The sequence below is a fragment of the Bradyrhizobium sp. genome, assembly GCF_035652035.1.
Classification (GTDB): domain Bacteria; phylum Pseudomonadota; class Alphaproteobacteria; order Rhizobiales; family Xanthobacteraceae; genus Bradyrhizobium.
Map to the genome: position 1 here is coordinate 56,016 of NZ_DASREO010000098.1, position 18,944 is coordinate 74,959.

Sequence of the window (18,944 nt, forward strand, 5' to 3'; positions counted from 1 at the left end):
AACTTTGGACAGAAGCGCTGTTCGGTCCATGAATAAGATCGCTCCACGCCCGCCTCGCCCCGATTAGCCAAAACAGATCCGGATCAGAATTTTCTAAATGGAAAAGGTCGAGTGCGTCGTCATTGGTGCGGGAGTGATCGGTCTGGCCGTGGCGCGTCGGCTGGCACAAAGTGGCCGCGAAGTGATCGTGCTGGAAGCCGCCGAAGGCATTGGCACTGTCACGTCGTCCCGCAACAGCGAGGTGATCCACGCCGGCATCTATTACCGGGCGGGCAGCCTGATGGCGCAGATGTGCGTTGCCGGCAAGCAGGCGCTCTATCGCTATTGCCAGGACCAAGGGATTCCCCATCGCAATTGCGGCAAGCTGATTGTGGCGACAAGCCAAAGCGAGAGCGAAAAGCTGCAATCGATCCGGGCGCATGCCGAAGCCAATGGCGTCGCTGACTTGCAACTTCTGACCGGCGAAGCCGCGCGCGCGCTGGAGCCGGCGCTTCGATGTGAGGCGGCGCTGCTGTCGCCTTCGACCGGCATCATTGACAGCCACGCGTATATGTTGGCGCTACGCGGCAACGCGGAAGACGCCGGCGCTGCCTTTGCGTTTCATACTCCGCTGCTCGGCGCGCGCGCGCGCGGCGGCCGCTTCGAAATCGACGCCGGTGGTGAGGCGCCGATGTCGCTCGAATGCCGGCTTCTGGTCAACGCGGCCGGCCTTGGCGCGACGTCAGTGGCGCGCAGCATCGACGGCATGCCGTTCGAAAAAATCCCGCCGGCTTACCTGGCAAAGGGCAACTATTTCAGCTGCTCGGCCCGCGCGCCGTTCTCGCATCTGATTTATCCGGTGCCCGAGCCCGGCGGTCTTGGCGTGCATCTCACGCTCGATATGGCGGGACAGGCGCGGTTTGGACCGGACGTGGAATGGGTCGATCATATCGATTACGCCGTCGATCCGGCGCGCGCCGAGCGGTTTTATCCGGCGATCCGCCGCTACTGGCCGACGCTGCCCGACGGCGCGCTGATGCCGAGCTATTCCGGCATGCGGCCGAAGATCGTGCCGCCTGCGGTCGCCGTACAGGACTTCATGATCCAGGGGCCGAAGGACCACGGCATCGACGGGTTGATCAACCTGTTCGGAATTGAATCGCCCGGGCTGACGTCGTCGCTCGCCATCGCCGACCATGTCGGCGAATTAGCTGACGCGTAAAAGCGCGTTTCGGCTCCCACAACATGTCGCGCGCACCGGTCGGCACCGACAAAGCCGACCAGACGCGGCGATCAAAGTGAGCGTTGGATCTTGGGCTGCGACTTAATGCAACGTGGCGCTGTTGGAGTGCTTCAAGCGCTCGATTTCGTCCTTGACCATCAGTTTCCGGCGCTTCAGTTCGACAATCTGCAAGTCATCTGTTGAAAGGTGTAGAAGAGCTTCGTGCAATTCGTTTTCGAGAACCTTGTGTTTCCGTTCCAGTTCAACGAGATGTGCATGAATTGCCATTCGAAACCTCCTCGGTTGGGTTAAGACCTCAGATTCGATCCGGACCAAGAAGTCTACACCAAGCCGTGAATCTGTCGATGGCTTTGAAAATGGCTTTCCTCATTTTTCACCGGCATCTGTAACGAATCGTGAGCCGGGCTTGCATCCGTTAATCATGCGCCCCGCAAGGTTCCCGCCTTGCGCTGCGCAAGCGCGGTGGAACAAAAATTTGGCGCTCAAGGCTTGCGGGCGCGAACTGGAAGGTCAGAACTGCCAGCCGCCCGGTCGCCCCACGCTTTCCAAGCCGTGGATGCGGCTCTCGAACTTGCTTGCGGAGCGGCTTGCCAGGGAGGATAGTCACAATTCCGCTTGCCGGAACTTTTCGCAAATCTCATCCGCGTTTTCGATTAAGTAGACCATGACCGACGAAGATGAGCGCGAACTCCAGTCCGAGCTCGCAAGGCTGCAACAGGAGCACCGCGACCTCGACGCGGCGATCGATGCGCTGCATCAGTCGCCGGCGCCCGACCTCCTGCGGCTGCAACGACTGAAAAAGCGCAAGCTGCAGTTGCGCGACCGCATCGCCTTCATCGAAGATCAGATCACGCCCGACATCATCGCCTGAGGCAGCCTGCGCAAAAGCATCGCGCACAAAAATGACGCTTGACTTCGTAAGAACAAAAAGAGAACATTCAGACATCCCCAAACGTCGCTTTCCGAGGACTTCGCCATGCCCGAACCTGCTTCGTTTCCCTTTAGCCCGAGCTACGAACTGGCCTGCGACCGGCTGATCGCCATGTGCAATGGCGACCCGCGCAGCACGATCAAGGCCCTGATCCTGGCGAACGAGTACCTGGAAACCGAATTGAGCGAACTGCGAACCAAAGCCGTGAGTCTCGGCGCCGTGGTCCGGCGGGCGCGTGAAAGAGGCGACGCGGCCTGATCATTGGACAGGAGGAACGTCAATGGCGAACGTCACGTATTACGTCGCAATGCCCTTCTTGCAGGATGAAACCGGCATGCTGGTCGCAGGCGCAGCCGAGGAGTGTCAGCATTCGACCGGCGCGTTGCGGCGCGCGGAAGCGATGTCGCGCGCGGCCGGGAGCATTGGCGCAGTTGCGTTCTGTCGCAGCGGTGATCCGATGGCCGGCGAGTTCGGCGATGCGCGCGTGCTCAGGAAGTTCGGGCAGGTGCCGGACGATCTGGTCGGACTTTAGCTTCAGCGCAGTTCGCGGAAGAACGCGCGCACCTCGCGCGCGAGCAGATCGGGTTGTTCGAGGGCGGCGAAATGGCCGCCCTTTTCCATCACGGTCCAACGCCGGATGTCCTTGAACACGCGTTCGGCGATACTGCGCGGAGGCCTGAGGATTTCGCGCGGGAATTGCGCATAGCCGGTTGGGACCGTGATGGCCTCGCCGGGCGGCACAATCGCTGCCGAGCCATGGAGTCTTGCGTAGTAGGGCCAGAATGACGACCCGATCGCGCCGGTGAACCAATAGAACGAGATATCGGCGAGCATTCGGTCGCGGCTGATCGCACTTTCGACGTCGCCGCCACAATCCGACCAGGCGCGAAATTTCTCGACGATCCACGCCGCAAGGCCCGCCGGCGAATCCGTCAGCGCAAACGACAGCGTCTGCGGGCGCGTGCCCTGAATCCATTGATAGCCGGTCCCCTCGCGCGTCCAGTGCGCGAACTCGCCGAGATAGCGCTTTTCGTCCTCGGACGGATTTTGGATCGCGTTGGGATCGCGGCCGGCGGCCATCATGAAATTGACGTGGATGCCGATCACCTTTTCCGCATGGGCATAGCCGAGCCGGCTGGTGACGCCCGCGCCCCAATCGCCGCCTTGCGCGGCAAAGCGCGAGAAGCCGAGCACCTCGTGCATCAGCAACGCCAGGCAATCGGCCATTTCGGACACGCCATATCTTTTCTGGCCGGGCGTGAACGAAAGCCCGTAACCCGGGAGCGACGGCGCGATCACCGTGAACGCGTCCTTGGGATCGCCGCCGAACCGCGCCGGATCTGTCAGTCGCGGAATGATGTCGAGGAATTCGAATACCGAGCCGGGCCAGCCGTGCAACAGCAACAGCGGCATCGGGTTCTCACCTTTGCCTTCGACATGCAGATAATGCAGGTCGATGCCGTCAATCGGCACACGGAATTGCGGAAAGGCGTTGAGCGCCGCCTCTTCGGCGCGCCAGTCAAACCCATTGCGCCAGTATTCCAGGAAGCCGCGCAAATAAGCGACGTCGGTGCCGTAGGCCCAGGCCTCCCCTGGTGCGGAGTCCGGAAAGCGCGTCCGAGCCAGGCGGTCGCGCAGATCGGCGATCTCGGCATCGGCCACATGAAGCGTGAATGGCTTGGGCTTGTTCATGGAGTTGCTCGTCTGTCTGGAGAGGACGAAGGATACAGCACTTCATGGCGGCGCTGCGCCTTGCGCACGTACATCGCCCGATCGGCATCCGCCAGCGCCTTGGCTGCTTCCGAATGCGGGCCGAGGATCGTCACGCCAGCGGAGACGCCGGTCGCAACCGTGCTGCCGGCGAAGGCAAAACCGAGCCGGTCGATATCCTCCTCGAGCGCGGCCGCCTTTGCATGCGCGTCGGTTTCAGAAAGATTCCACAGCAGCAACGCAAACTCGTCGCCGCCGAGCCGCCCGATCACGTCGGAGGCGCGCACCTGCCGCGACAGCACGGCGACGATGGCCTTCAGCACCTCGTCTCCTGCCGCGTGGCCGAAATTGTCATTGATCGGCTTCAGCCGATCGACGTCGAGCACGATCAGCGCGCCAGAGGCATGATAGCGCTGGATGTAGGAGATGGCGCGGACGAGCTCGCGCTCGAAACCGCGCCGGTTCAGAATTCCGAGCAGGAAATCCGTCTCAGCCGCCGCCTGCAACTGCTCGATGCGCGCGAGCGCCTTGTCCAGTTGACTCCTGAGTCGCCGCACTTCCGCCTTCGCATCGTCTTTCGCCGGCCGATGTCGCCTGACCTCGGCGGAGCGCCGCAGAAGAGCTTTGCCGCTGGCGGAAGCCGGCTTGCGGGAAGCTTTCGACGCCGGTCTTTTGGCTTTCTTCTTCATCGGTCATCCCCGGAGCCATAATCCCGGCTTTTGAATTCGTAGCCCAACTGCTTACATCTGTTAACGCTAGCCGCCGGCCCGACGCGAAGAATGCTTGCGTGTTCGCACCAAGACAGGATAGTCCATTGTCGCTCCCTTGCTAACCTTGCCGAACAGAGGGCCGATCTTATAATCGGACCTAGAGCCATTCTCTTTTCTTCAGAAGAATTAACGATATGTCCGCGCCGATCGCCATCATCATGGGAAGCCAGTCAGACTGGGAAACCATGCGCCACACCGCCGAGACACTGGGTGCGCTGGGCGTGGCTTGCGAAAAGCTCATCGTCTCCGCGCATCGCACGCCGGACCGGCTCTATGCGTTCGCCAAGGGCGCGAAGGCCAAAGGCTTCAAGGTGGTCATTGCGGGCGCTGGCGGGGCCGCACATCTGCCGGGCATGGCGGCGTCGCTGACGGAACTTCCCGTGTTCGGCGTACCGGTCGAATCGAAGGCGCTCTCGGGCGTCGATTCGCTTCACTCGATCGTGCAAATGCCGGCTGGCGTTCCCGTCGGAACGCTGGCGATCGGCAAGGCCGGCGCGATCAACGCGGCGCTGTTGGCCGCAAGCGTGCTGGCGCTGAACGACAAGGCGCTTGCGGAACGTCTCGCCGCCTGGCGCAAGAAGCAGACCGACGCAGTTGCCGAGCGTCCGGAGGAATCCGCGTGACCCTTCCATCACGGGTGACGCTGAAGCCGGGCGACACCATCGGAATTCTCGGCGGCGGACAACTCGGCCGGATGCTGGCCATGGCGGCGGCGCGGCTCGGCCTGCGCTGCCGGGTCTTTTCACCGGATCCGGATTCGCCGGCTTTCGACGTGGTGGCGAACGCCACCTGCGCCGAATATGCCGATGTCGAGGCGCTCGAACTGTTCGCCGGCGATGTCGACGTCATCACCTATGAATTCGAGAACGTCCCCGCAGCCTCGGCCTTGATCCTGGCGGCGCGGCGGCCGGTCCTGCCCGACCGCAAGATTCTGGAGACGACGCAGGATCGCCTGATCGAAAAGGATTTCGTCGCCCGCCTCGGCATCAAGACCGCCGACTATGCCGACGTGTCGTCGCCGCAAACCCTGGTCGCCGCGATCGGGCGGATCGGACTGCCCGCAGTGCTGAAAACCCGCCGCTTCGGCTATGACGGCAAGGGGCAAACCATCATCCGCTCGGGCGACGATCCGGCTCGTGCATGGGAGGACCTCGGCACCAAATCGGCGATCCTCGAGGCCTTCATTCCATTCGAGCGCGAGATCTCGGTGATTGCGGCGCGCTCAGCCGACGGTGAGGTCGAATGCTTTGACGTCACCGAAAACGAGCATCGCGATCATATCCTGAAGGTGTCGCGCGTGCCGGCGGCGGTAACGGACGAGCTCGCTGCGCAAGCCCGCGACGTCGCCAAGCGAATCGCCGCGGCGCTCGACTATGTCGGCGTGCTGGCGGTCGAGATGTTCGTGGTCAACCGCGACGGCACGCAAGAAGTCCTCGTCAACGAGATTGCGCCGCGCGTGCATAATTCCGGGCACTGGACGCTGGATGGCGCGTCGATCTCGCAGTTCGAGCAGCACATCCGGGCAATTGCCGGATGGCCGCTCGGCAAGCCGCTCCGCCACGGCGAGGTCACCATGACCAACCTGATCGGAGACGAGATCAACAGCTACGTCGATTGGCTCGGCGTTCCCGGCGTTACCGTTCACCTTTACGGCAAGGGCGCGCCGCGGCCGGGACGCAAGATGGGGCATGTCACCAAAGTCGTGCCGCCGGGCCAAAAATAGCCCGCCAGACTCGACAATCCCTCGGCCAGAGCTACGCCGACTTCAAGCCTTCGACGACCCCGGTCGGTTCCGTGCTCAGCCAGCGATAGACGACGCCTCCGATTACGCCGCCGATCAGCGGCGCCACCCAGAACAGCCAGAGCTGGCCGAGCGCCCATCCGCCCACGAACAAGGCAGGCCCCGTGCTGCGAGCGGGGTTCACGGAGGTGTTGGTGACAGGAATGCTGACGAGATGGATCATCGTCAACGTCAAGCCGATCGCCAGCGGCGCAAAGCCCACAGGCGCCTTGCCGTGGGTCGCGCCCATGATGATGAACAGGAACATCGCCGTCATCACCACCTCCATGATGAAGCAGACCACCATGTCGTATTGACCCGGCGAATGCGCCCCGTAGCCGTTGGCCGCAAAGCCTTTGCCAAGATCGAATCCCGGAGCTCCGCTCGCGATCACGTAAAGCAGGGCTGCGGCGACAACGGCGCCGACAACCTGTGCGATGACATAGGGCAGGACCTGGCCAGCCGGAAAACGCCCGCCGGCGGTCAGACCGACCGTCACGGCAGGATTGAGATGGCAACCCGAGATATGGCCAATCGCATAGGCCATGGTCACCACACTCAGGCCGAATGTCAGCGCCACCCCGAGCAGGCCGATACCGACCTGCGGAAAAGCGGCGGCAATCACAGCGCTGCCGCATCCCGCAAATGTGAGCCAAAAAGTACCAATCAATTCAGCGGCATATTTTTTCGCTTCCATGGGAGCCTCCCGGATTTCGCCCCCGGCGATCATCCTCGCGAAATTCGTCCAAAAAGTTGCAAATAAAGTTGCAAGTTCCTCAAATCGGGATACCCGCCCAGCGGTTTCCGCGCGGTCCGAACAACCCTGCCCCGACCGAAATTACCGTTCCGCTGGTGGACATTGCACCATTTGTCTGATACATCCGCGCGCTCAAAGGTCAGGAGTGAGGCCCTTTTGCCCGCCCGTTGACCTTACCAGAATCCAATCCGATCAATGGAAAGAGGATGCCGCGTGCAGGTTCTCGTTCGCGATAACAATGTCGACCAAGCCCTCAAGGCGCTGAAAAAGAAGATGCAGCGCGAGGGCATTTTCCGCGAGATGAAGCTCCGCGGTCACTACGAAAAGCCCTCCGAGAAGAAGGCTCGTGAAAAGGCCGAAGCCGTGCGCCGCGCGCGCAAGCTCGCCCGCAAGAAGTTGCAGCGTGAAGGCCTGTTGCCGATGAAGCCGAAGCCGGTGTTCGGCGCCGGTCCCGGCGCGGAGCGCGCTCCGGGTGGCGGCCGCGGCGGTCCGGGCGGATCTCGCGGGCCGCGCTGACCGATCCGATTCGAATAGACGTTTCGACGCGGGCCATCCGGCCCGCGTTTTATTTTGTTTTTATGCCACGGCTTTCCGCATCGATTGTCATTTGGCCGATGCATTTCATTCCGCCTCAGGTTACGAGTAAGCGGGTGAGCGTGTGAGTATCCCGCACGATGATCGTCCCGATCGCTGGAATCGTTTCCAATCATTCGCGTCGCGGACTGCGCGCTTTGACGGCGGCCATCCTGGCCGCGATCGCGCTCGGCGGCTGCTCGATGACGCTGGGATCGCTGACCCCCTCCTCCTCAGAACCCAAGGAGGAGCCCGCGCAAGTCACCTCCTCGGCCAACATCGCCTCGCTCTCTGAAACCATCAAGAAAAACCCCAACGATCCACAGGCCTACAACATGCGGGGATCCGTGCTGGCGCAGGCCGGAAAGACTGAGGAAGCGCTGGCCGATTTCAACAAGGCGATCAGCCTCGATCCCAATTACGGACAGGCCTTCGCCAATCGCGGCCAGATCTACCGCAAGACCAAACGGACCGATCAGGCGATGTCCGATTATGAACGCGCGCTGGCGCTCGATGCCAACTATGCCCCGGCCTGGCTCGGCCGCGGCCTGGTCCACAAGGCGCGCGGCGAGGCCGCGCAAGCGCTGGAGGATTTCAACAAGGCGATCGCGCTGCGTCCGGACGATGCCGACACCTATTACAATCGCGGTCTGCTCTACCAGGGCGAGAAGCAGCATCAATTCGCGATCGAGGACTTCTCGACCGCCAACGGGTTGATGCCGCAACAGCTCGAGCCGCTGCTCGGTCGCGCCTTGAGCTATCTCGCGCTCGGCAAGGCGAAGGAAGCAGCCGCCGATCTCGATGAAGCCGTGCAGGATGATCCGCAAAACGCCCAGGCCTGGATGACCCGGGGCCTCGCCTATGAGCGTCTTGGCGACAAGACCAAGGCCGCCGGCTCCTACGGCCGCGCCATCAACCTGCGTCCGAAGGATGAGGCGGCGCGATCCGCCTTTGCGCGCGTCGGCGGCAAGCCTGGCCAGAGCTACGAAACTTTCTGAAAATGAATTGCTGGCCGGCGCAGCCGCCAAGCCGTTCAGGCGGCGGACCTGCGGTCAGTTTTGCTGCGGCTTTGGCAACACGGAGTTGAACAGTTTCTTGGTGGCCGAAAGCACATCCTCGGCAACCGAAGGCCGCTTCACCGGCTGGTCCACGGCATCGGCCCGCAAATCCAGCGGGGGGTGCGGATCGGGAATATCGGCCGGCGGGGTGGGCCGCATCGGGTCGTCAGTCCGCGCCACGGGGGGCCTGGGGTCCGCGGTTTGCGGCGTCGACACCATGATGGCCGGCGGCAACGGCTGGAGCGAAGGCGCGGTCGCCACCGGCGCTGGCGCGCTCGGAGGTGCGGCCGGCACAGCCAAGGTGCGAGGCGGTTCCGCTGGTTTCGGCGGTTCAGGTGCCCGAACGGCTTCCTGCGTCCGGTTCAGGCGCTCAATCGCCTGGCGCGCCAGATCGTTGGCGTCAGGGGTGGGGGCAGGTTCAGCCGCCGGGGCGGTTGCGGGCGTCGCGACCACCGGCTCGGCCGACGGGACAGGAGCCGGGGTCTTGGAGACAGCTTTGGACTCACGTGGCGCCGGATGGTGGGGGCGCGTCTCAACCGGGGCGGCAGGCGGAATGCTGGCGGTTTCCGCAGGCCGATCGGCCTTCTCAGCCGGCTTCTCCTTTTCGGCAGCCTTTTCGACGGACGCCTTCTCGGCCGCCGATTTCTCGCTGATCGACTTTTCCGAGATGCCTTTCGCACGGACGCCGGGTACTGGAATATTACCGAGATCGGCAGACTTCTCTGCGGGCTTCGAATCGGTCTTCGCGGTGGCCTTCTTGGGGTCGGCGGTGGACACGGCGGCGGCCGGATCGGCGGCGGGCGTCTTGGTGTTGATGTAATGATTAACGATATAGGCGCCGACGACGGTGGCGATCACCGACGGCAAAATATCCATCGCAAATTTGGAGGCTAATTTCAGCATGCCGGCCACTCCCGCGCGGGTCCTGATGCCCAAGGTTTGAGGCATATCGGTGGCAATTCGGTAAACGGCGGGTTTATGACTTCAACTCCACTTCAAGAAAGACGATTTCGGACGCAGTTTCGTTCAGCACGTCATGTTCGACACCGGCCTTACGGAAATATGACTGGCCGACCCCAAGCTGGGCCTTCGAGCGTTCCCCGTTGGGCGCCACGATGGTCATCTCGCCCGCGGTCACGGGAACGATAACATAGTCCATCTCGTGAATGTGGTGTCCCGTGGCCGAGCCGGGAGCGAGCCGCCAGCGCGTCACGCGCACCTCGGGGGTGTCGACCTGAACATCGGACGCGGCGCTGATCATTTTTCGGCTTTTTCTCCCGCTCAGGGAACGAATACCAGGAACATGAATACCGCAAATACCACAAGGTGGACCAGCCCGAAAAGGATGTTGGTCCGGCCGTTTCCAAGCGTCAGCATGCAGAGAATCAGCGTCAGGGCCAAGAGCACCATATTCTGCGCGCTAAGCCCGAGCACGAGCTGCTTGTCGAGCACATAAGCGGCCAGCGCCACCGCCGGCACGGTCAGCCCGATCGTCGCGAGCGAGGAGCCGAGCGCAAGGTTGATGCTCTTCTGCAGATTGTCCTTTCGCGCGGCGGTGACGGCCGCGACGCTCTCCGGCAACAGAATCAGGATCGCCACCAAAACACCGGCAAAGGCTGGCGGCGCGCCGATCATGGCCGCGCCCGCGTCCACCACCAGCGAGAACTTCTTGGCGAGCAGCACGACGGCCAGAAGCGAAACCAGCAACAGGGCGATGCTCAGGAGCAGCGCTCGATTCGATACCGGCGGCCCATGATCGTGATCATCCGCGGGGCTGCCGACGAAATACTCCCGATGCCGCACGGTCTGCGTATAGAGAAACACACCATAGAGCAGGATGGTGACGAAGCTGACGAAACCAAGTTGCCCTGTCGAGAAGACAGGCCCCGGCGTCGTCAGCGTGTAGTTCGGGAGGATCAGCGTGATGGTGGCGAGCACCGCAAGAACGCTGAGATAGAGGTTCGATCCGCTCACCTGGATGTCCTGCTCGCGGTAGCGCAGGCCGCCGGCCAGGATGCAGATTCCGACCAGCGCGTTGCAGACGATCATCACCACCGCAAACACGGTGTCGCGAGCCAGCGCGGTCACCGCCTTCTCGCTCAGCATCAGCGACTCGATCAGCGCAACCTCGATGACGGTGACGGCAAGCGTCAGCAGCAGCGTGCCGAACGGTTCGCCGATCCGTATCGCGATCATGTCGGCATGATGAACCGCGGCAAACACAGTGCCGAAAAGGATCACCAGCAAGACGGTGGCAAATACCAGACCTGCAGCGGAAGGCGCGAAGTCGTAGTGAAGTGCGGTGATAACGGCAAACAGCAGCACGGAAAGCGCCGGAAAAATCCATGCCGAACGCGGCATCGGTTCATGGATGCTCATGCGACGATCCCCCAAGCCGCAGCGACGAACGCAAAGCCGAACACCGAGAGCCGTTAGCCATCTGGAGCTCCAATGAAACGCCGCGCCGTTTCGATGGCGCCGAAGTCGTCGAGGTTCTCGTGACCGCCGCCGGGAAAGCGGACAAATTGCTTGGGCTCATGCGCCAGCGCAAACAGGCGCTCGCCAAAGCGGATATTGATCGCGGGATCGGCGTCCCCGTGCATGACAAGAAGCGGCACGTTGACATGCACAATGCGTTGGTCCGAGCGGAATTGATCGCGCATCAACAGACGCACCGGCGCGATGGGAAAAAGCGAAGCAGCGACGTCTACCGTCGACGTGTAAGGCGCTTCCAGGATCAATTTCCCGACGGGATGTTCGGCTGCGATCGCCACGGCGACGCCGGACCCAAGCGAGAAGCCCCATGCAACGATCGCCCGCGCATCGTAGCGCGCGATCGTGAAGGCATAGGCTGCCGCCGCATCCTTCAAGAGCCCCTCCTCGCTCGGAGAGCCCGTCGATCCGGCATATCCGCGGAACGACAGCGCGACGAGCCCGGTGCCATCGGAGGTTAGTTGACGGAAGCGGCTGACGCGGCCGGCCAGGAAATCGCCATTGCCGTGGAAGAACAGAATGACAGGGCGGCCCTGCCTGGCACGCACATGCCAGACGATGACATTTTCGCCGTCCTCCGTCGTCAGCACATGTTCTTCAGCTTCGCCAAAACCGACCGCGGCCGGAGCCGTACGTCCGACCGGCGGGATCGGAAACAGCATGTCGCGCTGCTTGACGTACAGAAAGACGAGCGCCCCGAGATAGAGGAGCGCGCCGGCAGCCCCAATCCATTTCAGGACGTTCATGTTTCCATCAGGCGGTCACATCGCCTTGACGATGTTCTCGGTGACCTTCTTGGCGTCGCCGAGCAACATCATGGTGTTGTCGCGATAGAACAATGGATTGTCGATGCCGGCATAGCCGGATGCGAGCGAGCGCTTGATGAACATCACCGTGCCGGCCTTCCACACCTGCAGCACCGGCATGCCGTAGATCGGCGAGGTCTTGTCTTCTTCCGCGGCCGGATTGGTGACGTCGTTGGCGCCGATCACAAAGGCGATGTCGGCCTGTGCGAATTCCGAATTGATGTCCTCGAGCTCGAACACCTCGTCGTAGGGCACGTTAGCCTCGGCGAGCAGCACGTTCATGTGGCCGGGCATGCGGCCCGCGACCGGGTGAATGGCGTATTTCACCTCGACGCCCTCTTTCTTGAGGATGTCAGCCATTTCGCGCAGCGCATGCTGGGCCTGCGCCACCGCCATGCCGTAACCGGGCACGATGATGACCTTCGAGGCGTTCTTCATGATGAAGGCGGCATCGTCCGCCGAGCCGAGCTTGGCCGGCTTCTGCTCGCCGCCACCGCCGGCTGCCACCGTCTCGCCGCCGAAGCCGCCGAGGATCACCGAGATGAACGAACGGTTCATCGCGTGGCACATGATGTAGGACAGGATCGCGCCGCTTGATCCGACCAGCGCGCCGGTGATGATCAGCGCCGAATTACCCAGCGTGAAGCCGATGCCGGCCGCCGCCCAACCCGAGTAGGAATTCAGCATCGAGATCACGACCGGCATGTCGGCGCCGCCGATCGGAATGATCATGAGCACGCCGAGCGTGAGCGCGAGCGCGGTGTTGAGCCAGAAATAGACCTCGTTGCCGGTCAGAACGAGACTGACGATGCTGACCACCAGCGCGACGGCGAGCGCAATGTTGATCACATGGCGCGCCGGCAGGATGATCGGCTTGCCACTCATGCGGGCCGACAGCTTCAGAAACGCGATCACCGAGCCGGTGAAGGTCAACGCGCCGATCGCGACGCCGAGCGACATCTCGACCAGGCTCTGCGAATGGATGTGCCCGGGCGTGCCGATGCCGAAGGCTTCCGGCGCATAGAAGGCTCCGGCCGCAACCAGCACCGCAGCCATGCCGACCAGCGAGTGGAACGCCGCGACCAGTTCGGGCATCGACGTCATGGGCACGCGGCGGGCGATGACCGCGCCGATGCCACCGCCGATCACGACCGCGACGATCACGAGCACCCAGGCGGTACCGTCGGCAGGCGGATGGCTCGCCAGCGTGGTGGCGACCGCAATCGCCATGCCGATCATGCCGAACAGGTTGCCCCGGCGCGACGTCGCCGGGCTCGACAGCCCGCGCAGCGCCAGGATGAACAGCACGCCTGCCACCAGATATAACAGCGCAGAAAGATTGGCGCTCATCTCAGGTCCCCCATTTCCTTGTCACCCCGAGGTGGTTGCCGATCACTTGGATTTCTTCTTGTACATTGCGAGCATGCGCTGGGTGACCAGGAAGCCGCCGAAAATGTTCACGCAGGCAAAGATCAGCGCGACAAAGCCGAAGCCGCGCGCCCAACCGGTGCCAGACGAAACCATTGCGACGCCGACCGCCAGCAGCGCGCCGACCACGATCACCGAGGAGATCGCGTTCGTCACCGACATCAGCGGCGTATGCAGCGCGGGCGTCACCGACCACACCACGAAATAACCGACGAACACGGCGAGCACGAAAATCGACAGCCGGAACACGAAGGGATCGACGGCCTGCGCGAGTTGCTCCATGGCTTCTCCTCCTATTTCGGCTGGAAGTTCGGGTGGACGACGGCGCCGTCTTTGGTCAGCGCGGTGGCCTTGACCAGTTCGTCGTCCCAGTTGACGGCAAGCGCCTTGCTCGCCTTGTCGACCATCGTCTCGATGAACGAGAACAGGTTGCGCGCGTAAAGACTGGAGGCGGACGCGGCGACACGGCCGGCGACATTGGTGTAGCCGACGATCTTGACGCCATCGACCTCGGCGACCTCGCCGGCCTTCGCGCCCTCGACATTGCCACCGCGCTCGACCGCGAGGTCGACCAGCACCGAACCCGGCCGCATCGACTTGACCATCTCGGAAGAAACCAGCTTCGGCGCCGGACGGCCCGGGATCAGCGCGGTCGTGATCACAATGTCCTGCTTCTTGATGTGCTCGGCCGTGAGCGCAGCCTGCTTGGCCTGATACTCTTTCGACATTTCCTTGGCGTAGCCGCCGGCGGTCTGCGCGTTCTTGAATTCCTCGTCTTCGACGGCGAGGAATTTCGCGCCAAGCGATTCCACCTGCTCCTTGGTGGCGGGGCGCACGTCGGTCGCGGTGACGACGGCTCCCAACCGCCGCGCGGTTGCGATCGCCTGCAACCCTGCAACGCCGACACCCATGACGAATACTTTCGCCGCCGGCACCGTGCCGGCCGCCGTCATCATCATTGGGAAGGCGCGACCGAAGGCTTCGGCGCCCTCAATCACGGCGCGATAGCCGGCGAGGTTCGCTTGCGAGGACAAAACGTCCATCACCTGCGCGCGGGTGATGCGCGGCATCAGCTCCATCGCAAAAGCGGCAACGCCGGCATCGGCCATCGTCTTCAGCGCGGCGTCATTGCCGTAAGGGTCCATGATGGCGACGACGAGGGCGCCGCGCTTGTATTGGGACAGCTCGGACGCTTCCGGCCGCTTCACCTTGATGACGATGTCGGCGTCCTTGAGCGCGTCCGCAGAGACCGTCGCGCCAGCCGCGGTGAAATCCGAATCGAGCAGGCCCGACCTGATTCCGGCACCCGGCTCGACCGTAACTTCGGCGCCGAGCGCCTTGAATTTTTTCACCGTATCGGGTGACGCGGCGACCCTCGGCTCGGACGGATCGATTTCCTTGGCAACGGCAATCTTCATGGGGCCTCCGGCGGCGCGGAACACTCGCAGGCGTTAATGTGCGCTTAGATTGGCAAATCCGGCACCGGCCTGGCAACCGGGCACGGGCTGGCTTTTCTCGAAATTGCGCCGCAAGCAAGCGGCGCAATTGTCGGAAAATCAGACGAGGAAGATCGCCATCAGGATGAGGATCACGATCACGGCAGACGAGCCGTACTTCACCAGCTTGATGAAGCCCTCATAGGTCTGCTCGTGGGCCACGTAATCGTTGCCGTCGGCCGTCGTGTAGGCCACTTCGCTATGGTCTGCCATCTCTCTGTCCCCAGTGAATCTTGAGTGTTACCGGGGGAATTAGCGCAAACCGAAAGGCGGGGCAACGCCACACTTCCTATCGGGCCATTTGGAAGGCCAATTATCCGAGTTTCCGTCGGAACTTGTGGGATCGCCGGCCGGCTATCCCATCGTCTCCAGCTCATCGATCATGCCGGAAATGACCGACAAGCCCCCGTCCCAGAATTTCGGGTCTTTGGCGTCGAGGCCGAACGGCTTCAATAGTTCGGAATAGTGCTTGGTGCCGCCCGCCGACAGCATCGCAAGGTAACGTTCGGCAAAGCCGCTCTGCGCCTTTTCATAGGCGCCATAGAGCGAGTTCACGAGGCAATCGCCGAAGGCATAGGCGTAGACATAGAACGGCGAATGGATGAAGTGCGGGATGTACATCCAGAAATTTTCATAGCCGGGCCTTATATCGATCGCCGGCCCCAGGCTCTCGCCTTGCACGCCGAGCCAGAGTTCGCCGATGCGCTCGGCCGTGAGCTCTCCATTCTTGCGCTCGGTGTGGACAGCGCGTTCAAACGTATAGAACGCGATCTGGCGCACCACGGTGTTGATCATGTCCTCGACCTTGCCGGCGAGCAGGGCCTGTCGCTGTTTCGCGCTCTTTGTCTCACCGAGCAGCCGACGGAAGGTCAGCATTTCGCCGAACACGCTCGCGGTCTCCGCCAGCGTCAGAGGCGTCGGCGCCATCAGCGCTCCATTTTTGGCCGCAAGCACCTGATGCACGCCATGGCCGAGTTCGTGGGCGAGTGTCATCACGTCGCGCGGCTTGCCCTGATAATTCATAAGCACGTAAGGGTGCGCTGACGGCGTCGTCGGATGTGAGAAGGCGCCCGGCGCCTTGCCCGGCCGCACCGGCGCGTCGATCCAGCGATCGGTGAAAAAGCGCTCGGCGATGGCGGCCATGTCCGGCGAGAAGCCGCGATAGGCCGAGAGCACCATGTGCCTCGCATCGCCCCACGCGATCGCGCCGGTCGCCGCAAACGGCAGCGGCGCATTGCGGTCCCAGTGCGGCAGCTTCTTCTTTTTGAACCAGCCGGCCTTCAGCCGATAGTAGCGGTGCGAGAGTTTCGGATAGGCGGCGCGCACCGCGGCCACCAGCGCATCGACCACCTCGCGCTCGACACGGTTATTGAGATGACGCGAATCTGCGACATCCTTGAAGCCACGCCAGCGGTCGGAAATTTCCTTGTCTTTGGCCAGCGTGTTGGTGATGAGCGCAAAGGTCCGCTCATTGGCCTTGAAGGTCCTGGCCAGCGCCTCGGCAGCCGCCTTGCGCTTTGCTCCGTCACGGTCCTGCAGGAAGTTGAGCGTCGGCTCGATCGCCAGCTCCTTGGCCGCAACCTTGAAGCGCAGCGATGAGATGGTCTGATCGAACAGCCTGTTCCAGGCGCTGTAGCCACTCTGCGACTTCTCGTGAAACAGCTGCTCGACGCGATCTTCCAGCTGGAACGGCTTGTCCTTGCGCTGGTCCTCGATCCAGGGACGGTAAAGCGCAAGCTGCGCGTCGGCCATCGCGTTCTCGATCACGGCGTCATCGATGCGGTTGAGCTCGAGTGAAAAGAACAACAGATGCAGCGAAGCGTTCGTGAGCCTCTCTGAGACATCGCCATAGAATTTCGAGATCACGGGATCGACGCTGTCGCCGGCATGCACCAGCCCCGCATAGGAGGCGAGACGGCCGGCAAGATCGTCGATCGCCTCATAGCGCTTGACGGCTCCCGCCAGCCATAGACCGCCGCCCTCGCCTGCGGTTCGCTCCGCCAGTTTACCTTTGTAGTCGTTCTCAAACGCGACACATTCGCCATCCAACGTGTCGAGATCGCGCGTCACTTCCGGCGCACCGATCCCGGAATAGAGATCGGACAGATTCCATTCCGGCAGCTTGTCCGCTCTGGAGGCTGCTTTCCTGGAATTGGTCTTGCGTTGGGAGGTCGACTTGCGAAGGGCGGATGAGGAGCGCGAGGTCATCTTGTTCGAAATCCGTATTCGTTCAGAAAGGCGGCAGGCGAGATGCCGGGGACGGGAAGGTTTAAGCGGTCGTTAATCGACGTCCGCCACAGTGCCCCGATTCGAGACAGATAGTTGTTGCGTGCGAGGAACACCATGCCTGCCACCATTTTGATCGCCGACGACGATGCGGTGCAACGCCGCCTGGTCGAGAATATGGTGCAAAAATGCGGTTATGAAGCTGTCACAGTCGATTCAGGTGATGCCGCGATTGCGCTGTTGACCGCCCCCGATGCCCCCGTCATCGACGCCCTGGTACTCGATCTTGTGATGCCCGGCCTGGACGGCATGGGCGTTCTCGCCAAAATGCGCGAAGCCGGCCTTGCCGTCCCGGTGGTGGTGCAAACCGCCCATGGCGGCATCGATAATGTCGTCTCGGCGATGCGGGCGGGCGCGCAGGACTTTGTCGTCAAGCCGGTCGGGATGGAGCGGCTCCAGGTCAGTCTGCAAAATGCGCTCACCACCAGCGCGCTGAAGGGTGAACTGCAGCGCATCCGTCACAGTCGCGAAGGCCGCCTGACCTTTGCCGATATCATCACCCGCAGTGAAGCGATGGCGGGCGTGATGCGCACGGCGAAAAAAGCCGCGGCCTCGACCATTCCGGTCTTGATCGAGGGCGAATCCGGCGTCGGCAAGGAACTGTTCGCCCGCGCCGTTCACGGCAGCGGCGAGCGCAAGTCAAAGCCGTTCGTCGCCGTCAATTGCGGCGCGATCCCCGACAACCTCGTCGAGTCCATCCTGTTCGGCCACGAAAAGGGAGCTTTCACCGGCGCGACCGAACGCCATGCCGGCAAGTTCGTCGAAGCTTCCGGCGGTACGCTGTTTCTCGACGAAGTCTCGGAATTGCCCCTGTCAGCTCAAGTGAAACTGCTCCGCGCATTGCAGGAAGGAACGGTCGAGGCGGTCGGCGGACGCAAACCGGTGAAGGTCGATGTGCGGATCATTTCCGCGACCAACCGCAAATTGCTCGACCGGGTCAAAAGCGGCCACTTCCGCGAAGATCTGTTTTATCGGCTTCACGTCTTGCCGCTAACGGTCCCGCCATTGCGAATGCGCCGCGAAGACATCCCGCATCTGGTGCGGCACTTCCTCGCCCGCTTCTGCGCCGAGGAAAACCGCCACATCACCGGCGTCAGCGGCGAGGCGATGGCGCATCTCTCTCAGCTCGACTGGCCCGGCAACATCCGGCAGCTCGAGAACGCCGTTTATCGCGCGGTGGTGATGAGCGACGGCGATCAACTGACGGCGTCTGACTTCCCCCAGATGGCGGGCCCTCCGGCGACGATGTCGACGACATTCAGTGAGCCGCTGATCGTCGAGCCGGGATTTCATGCGACCGCCCCGGATATTGTCTCGGGTAACGAAATACCGATTGCGCCTCACCCTGTGACGGCGGCAGGTTCGCTCGCAATGCTGACCGGCGACGGTGAAGTCCGGGCGCTGGAGGAGTTGGAGAGCGAGATCATCCGCTTTGCGATTTCGCATTATCGCGGCCAGATGTCCGAGGTGGCGCGCCGCCTGAAAATCGGCCGCTCGACGCTTTACCGCAAACTGGACGAAGAGGCCTCCGACTCCACGAGCGGTGGAGCGGATCGGGCAGGCTAGCGCTTGCGATGAGCGCTACGCCGCTAACGCACGGATGCAGCGATCGAAATTCCACCGGGCCGGAACAT

Annotated in this window: 22 protein-coding genes; 9 read left to right on the forward strand and 13 right to left on the reverse strand. The window is 62.6% G+C overall.

The genetic code is table 11. The annotated features are described in order from the left end of the window. Positions 1–97: 97 nt before the first annotated feature. The gene (locus tag VFB05_RS26840) at positions 98–1,201 is read left to right on the forward strand and encodes an NAD(P)/FAD-dependent oxidoreductase (RefSeq protein WP_325018087.1); all 1,104 of its coding nucleotides are present in this window, start codon (positions 98–100) and stop codon (positions 1,199–1,201) included. 102 nt (positions 1,202–1,303) lie between these two features. On the opposite strand, the gene VFB05_RS26845 is transcribed toward VFB05_RS26840, so the two are convergent. Next, positions 1,304–1,489, reverse strand: a complete 186-nt coding sequence (locus tag VFB05_RS26845) for a YdcH family protein (protein ID WP_325018089.1) — start codon at positions 1,487–1,489, stop codon at positions 1,304–1,306. 397 nt (positions 1,490–1,886) lie between these two features. Here VFB05_RS26845 and VFB05_RS26850 point away from each other — a divergent pair, with 397 nt between their 5' ends. The 3 genes from VFB05_RS26850 (at position 1,887) to VFB05_RS26860 (ending at position 2,685) form a co-directional block, all read left to right on the forward strand. Next, on the forward strand, positions 1,887–2,093 hold the full coding sequence (locus VFB05_RS26850) for a YdcH family protein (RefSeq protein ID WP_072817426.1): 207 nt from the start codon (positions 1,887–1,889) through the stop codon (positions 2,091–2,093). A gap of 105 nt (positions 2,094–2,198) precedes the next feature. Then, positions 2,199–2,411: a hypothetical protein gene (locus VFB05_RS26855; protein ID WP_325018094.1), complete on the forward strand. Its 213-nt coding sequence runs from the start codon at positions 2,199–2,201 to the stop codon at positions 2,409–2,411. A 22-nt stretch (positions 2,412–2,433) separates the two neighbouring features. Next, positions 2,434–2,685, forward strand: a complete 252-nt coding sequence (locus VFB05_RS26860; RefSeq protein ID WP_325018096.1) for a hypothetical protein — start codon at positions 2,434–2,436, stop codon at positions 2,683–2,685. Positions 2,686–2,687: 2 nt separating this feature from the next. On the opposite strand, the gene VFB05_RS26865 is transcribed toward VFB05_RS26860, so the two are convergent. Further along, the gene (locus VFB05_RS26865; protein WP_325018098.1) at positions 2,688–3,845 is read right to left on the reverse strand and encodes an epoxide hydrolase; all 1,158 of its coding nucleotides are present in this window, start codon (positions 3,843–3,845) and stop codon (positions 2,688–2,690) included. Next, complete coding sequence (locus VFB05_RS26870; RefSeq protein WP_325018099.1) at positions 3,842–4,552, reverse strand: GGDEF domain-containing protein; 711 nt, start codon at positions 4,550–4,552, stop codon at positions 3,842–3,844. Before VFB05_RS26870 ends, VFB05_RS26865 begins: the two co-directional genes overlap by 4 nt. A 215-nt stretch (positions 4,553–4,767) precedes the next feature. On the opposite strand from VFB05_RS26870, the gene purE reads away from it, so the two are divergent. Together purE and VFB05_RS26880 are read left to right on the forward strand one after the other, a co-directional pair. Beyond that, on the forward strand, positions 4,768–5,256 hold the full coding sequence (purE, locus tag VFB05_RS26875) for a 5-(carboxyamino)imidazole ribonucleotide mutase (RefSeq protein ID WP_325018101.1): 489 nt from the start codon (positions 4,768–4,770) through the stop codon (positions 5,254–5,256). Next, positions 5,253–6,356 carry a 5-(carboxyamino)imidazole ribonucleotide synthase gene (locus VFB05_RS26880; RefSeq protein ID WP_325018103.1) on the forward strand — a complete coding sequence of 368 codons (1,104 nt, stop codon included), beginning with the start codon at positions 5,253–5,255 and terminating at the stop codon, positions 6,354–6,356. Before purE ends, VFB05_RS26880 begins: the two co-directional genes overlap by 4 nt. Before the next feature lie 31 nt (positions 6,357–6,387). Here the strand turns inward: VFB05_RS26880 and aqpZ are convergent, their stop codons facing one another. Continuing rightward, positions 6,388–7,110 carry an aquaporin Z gene (gene aqpZ / locus VFB05_RS26885; RefSeq protein WP_325018105.1) on the reverse strand — a complete coding sequence of 241 codons (723 nt, stop codon included), beginning with the start codon at positions 7,108–7,110 and terminating at the stop codon, positions 6,388–6,390. Between the two features lie 273 nt (positions 7,111–7,383). Here aqpZ and rpsU point away from each other — a divergent pair, with 273 nt between their 5' ends. After that, positions 7,384–7,686 carry a 30S ribosomal protein S21 gene (gene rpsU, locus VFB05_RS26890; RefSeq protein WP_325018107.1) on the forward strand — a complete coding sequence of 101 codons (303 nt, stop codon included), beginning with the start codon at positions 7,384–7,386 and terminating at the stop codon, positions 7,684–7,686. A gap of 215 nt (positions 7,687–7,901) precedes the next feature. After that, positions 7,902–8,741: a tetratricopeptide repeat protein gene (locus tag VFB05_RS26895; RefSeq protein ID WP_325018109.1), complete on the forward strand. Its 840-nt coding sequence runs from the start codon at positions 7,902–7,904 to the stop codon at positions 8,739–8,741. Between the two features lie 54 nt (positions 8,742–8,795). Here the strand turns inward: VFB05_RS26895 and VFB05_RS26900 are convergent, their stop codons facing one another. From VFB05_RS26900 to VFB05_RS26940, 9 genes are all read right to left on the reverse strand, one after another. After that, positions 8,796–9,704 (reverse strand): hypothetical protein, encoded by a 909-nt coding sequence (locus VFB05_RS26900; protein ID WP_325018373.1) that lies wholly within the window; start codon positions 9,702–9,704, stop codon positions 8,796–8,798. A gap of 73 nt (positions 9,705–9,777) precedes the next feature. Then, the gene (locus VFB05_RS26905; RefSeq protein WP_325018111.1) at positions 9,778–10,062 is read right to left on the reverse strand and encodes a cupin domain-containing protein; all 285 of its coding nucleotides are present in this window, start codon (positions 10,060–10,062) and stop codon (positions 9,778–9,780) included. Positions 10,063–10,082: 20 nt separating this feature from the next. Further along, positions 10,083–11,180 (reverse strand): ionic transporter y4hA, encoded by a 1,098-nt coding sequence (locus tag VFB05_RS26910; RefSeq protein WP_325018114.1) that lies wholly within the window; start codon positions 11,178–11,180, stop codon positions 10,083–10,085. A gap of 53 nt (positions 11,181–11,233) precedes the next feature. Continuing rightward, positions 11,234–12,040 (reverse strand): alpha/beta hydrolase, encoded by an 807-nt coding sequence (locus VFB05_RS26915; protein ID WP_325018116.1) that lies wholly within the window; start codon positions 12,038–12,040, stop codon positions 11,234–11,236. 15 nt (positions 12,041–12,055) lie between these two features. Beyond that, on the reverse strand, positions 12,056–13,450 hold the full coding sequence (locus tag VFB05_RS26920) for an NAD(P)(+) transhydrogenase (Re/Si-specific) subunit beta (RefSeq protein ID WP_325018118.1): 1,395 nt from the start codon (positions 13,448–13,450) through the stop codon (positions 12,056–12,058). 42 nt (positions 13,451–13,492) lie between these two features. Beyond that, positions 13,493–13,810: a proton-translocating transhydrogenase family protein gene (locus VFB05_RS26925; RefSeq protein ID WP_325018120.1), complete on the reverse strand. Its 318-nt coding sequence runs from the start codon at positions 13,808–13,810 to the stop codon at positions 13,493–13,495. 11 nt (positions 13,811–13,821) lie between these two features. Beyond that, a complete protein-coding gene (locus VFB05_RS26930; RefSeq protein ID WP_325018122.1) occupies positions 13,822–14,946 on the reverse strand; it encodes a Re/Si-specific NAD(P)(+) transhydrogenase subunit alpha in 1,125 nt (374 codons plus the stop codon). A gap of 138 nt (positions 14,947–15,084) precedes the next feature. Further along, a complete protein-coding gene (locus tag VFB05_RS26935) occupies positions 15,085–15,237 on the reverse strand; it encodes an aa3-type cytochrome c oxidase subunit IV (protein WP_325018125.1) in 153 nt (50 codons plus the stop codon). Positions 15,238–15,378: 141 nt separating this feature from the next. Further along, positions 15,379–17,232, reverse strand: a complete 1,854-nt coding sequence (locus VFB05_RS26940) for a M3 family oligoendopeptidase (RefSeq protein WP_325018127.1) — start codon at positions 17,230–17,232, stop codon at positions 15,379–15,381. Positions 17,233–17,367: 135 nt separating this feature from the next. On the opposite strand from VFB05_RS26940, the gene VFB05_RS26945 reads away from it, so the two are divergent. Continuing rightward, positions 17,368–18,876 carry a sigma-54 dependent transcriptional regulator gene (locus VFB05_RS26945; protein WP_325018129.1) on the forward strand — a complete coding sequence of 503 codons (1,509 nt, stop codon included), beginning with the start codon at positions 17,368–17,370 and terminating at the stop codon, positions 18,874–18,876. Positions 18,877–18,944: the final 68 nt, after the last annotated feature.

Coding starts and splice junctions, on each gene's coding strand:
- VFB05_RS26840 (WP_325018087.1), top strand. CDS start 98: ATGGAAAAGGTCGAGTGCGTCGTCATTGGTGCGGGAGTGATCGGTCTG.
- VFB05_RS26845 (WP_325018089.1), bottom strand. CDS start 1,489: ATGGCAATTCATGCACATCTCGTTGAACTGGAACGGAAACACAAGGTT.
- VFB05_RS26850 (WP_072817426.1), top strand. CDS start 1,887: ATGACCGACGAAGATGAGCGCGAACTCCAGTCCGAGCTCGCAAGGCTG.
- VFB05_RS26855 (WP_325018094.1), top strand. CDS start 2,199: ATGCCCGAACCTGCTTCGTTTCCCTTTAGCCCGAGCTACGAACTGGCC.
- VFB05_RS26860 (WP_325018096.1), top strand. CDS start 2,434: ATGGCGAACGTCACGTATTACGTCGCAATGCCCTTCTTGCAGGATGAA.
- VFB05_RS26865 (WP_325018098.1), bottom strand. CDS start 3,845: ATGAACAAGCCCAAGCCATTCACGCTTCATGTGGCCGATGCCGAGATC.
- VFB05_RS26870 (WP_325018099.1), bottom strand. CDS start 4,552: ATGAAGAAGAAAGCCAAAAGACCGGCGTCGAAAGCTTCCCGCAAGCCG.
- purE (WP_325018101.1), top strand. CDS start 4,768: ATGTCCGCGCCGATCGCCATCATCATGGGAAGCCAGTCAGACTGGGAA.
- aqpZ (WP_325018105.1), bottom strand. CDS start 7,110: ATGGAAGCGAAAAAATATGCCGCTGAATTGATTGGTACTTTTTGGCTC.
- VFB05_RS26900 (WP_325018373.1), bottom strand. CDS start 9,704: ATGCTGAAATTAGCCTCCAAATTTGCGATGGATATTTTGCCGTCGGTG.
- VFB05_RS26905 (WP_325018111.1), bottom strand. CDS start 10,062: ATGATCAGCGCCGCGTCCGATGTTCAGGTCGACACCCCCGAGGTGCGC.
- VFB05_RS26910 (WP_325018114.1), bottom strand. CDS start 11,180: ATGAGCATCCATGAACCGATGCCGCGTTCGGCATGGATTTTTCCGGCG.
- VFB05_RS26915 (WP_325018116.1), bottom strand. CDS start 12,040: ATGAACGTCCTGAAATGGATTGGGGCTGCCGGCGCGCTCCTCTATCTC.
- VFB05_RS26920 (WP_325018118.1), bottom strand. CDS start 13,450: ATGAGCGCCAATCTTTCTGCGCTGTTATATCTGGTGGCAGGCGTGCTG.
- VFB05_RS26925 (WP_325018120.1), bottom strand. CDS start 13,810: ATGGAGCAACTCGCGCAGGCCGTCGATCCCTTCGTGTTCCGGCTGTCG.
- VFB05_RS26930 (WP_325018122.1), bottom strand. CDS start 14,946: ATGAAGATTGCCGTTGCCAAGGAAATCGATCCGTCCGAGCCGAGGGTC.
- VFB05_RS26935 (WP_325018125.1), bottom strand. CDS start 15,237: ATGGCAGACCATAGCGAAGTGGCCTACACGACGGCCGACGGCAACGAT.
- VFB05_RS26940 (WP_325018127.1), bottom strand. CDS start 17,232: ATGACCTCGCGCTCCTCATCCGCCCTTCGCAAGTCGACCTCCCAACGC.
- VFB05_RS26945 (WP_325018129.1), top strand. CDS start 17,368: ATGCCTGCCACCATTTTGATCGCCGACGACGATGCGGTGCAACGCCGC.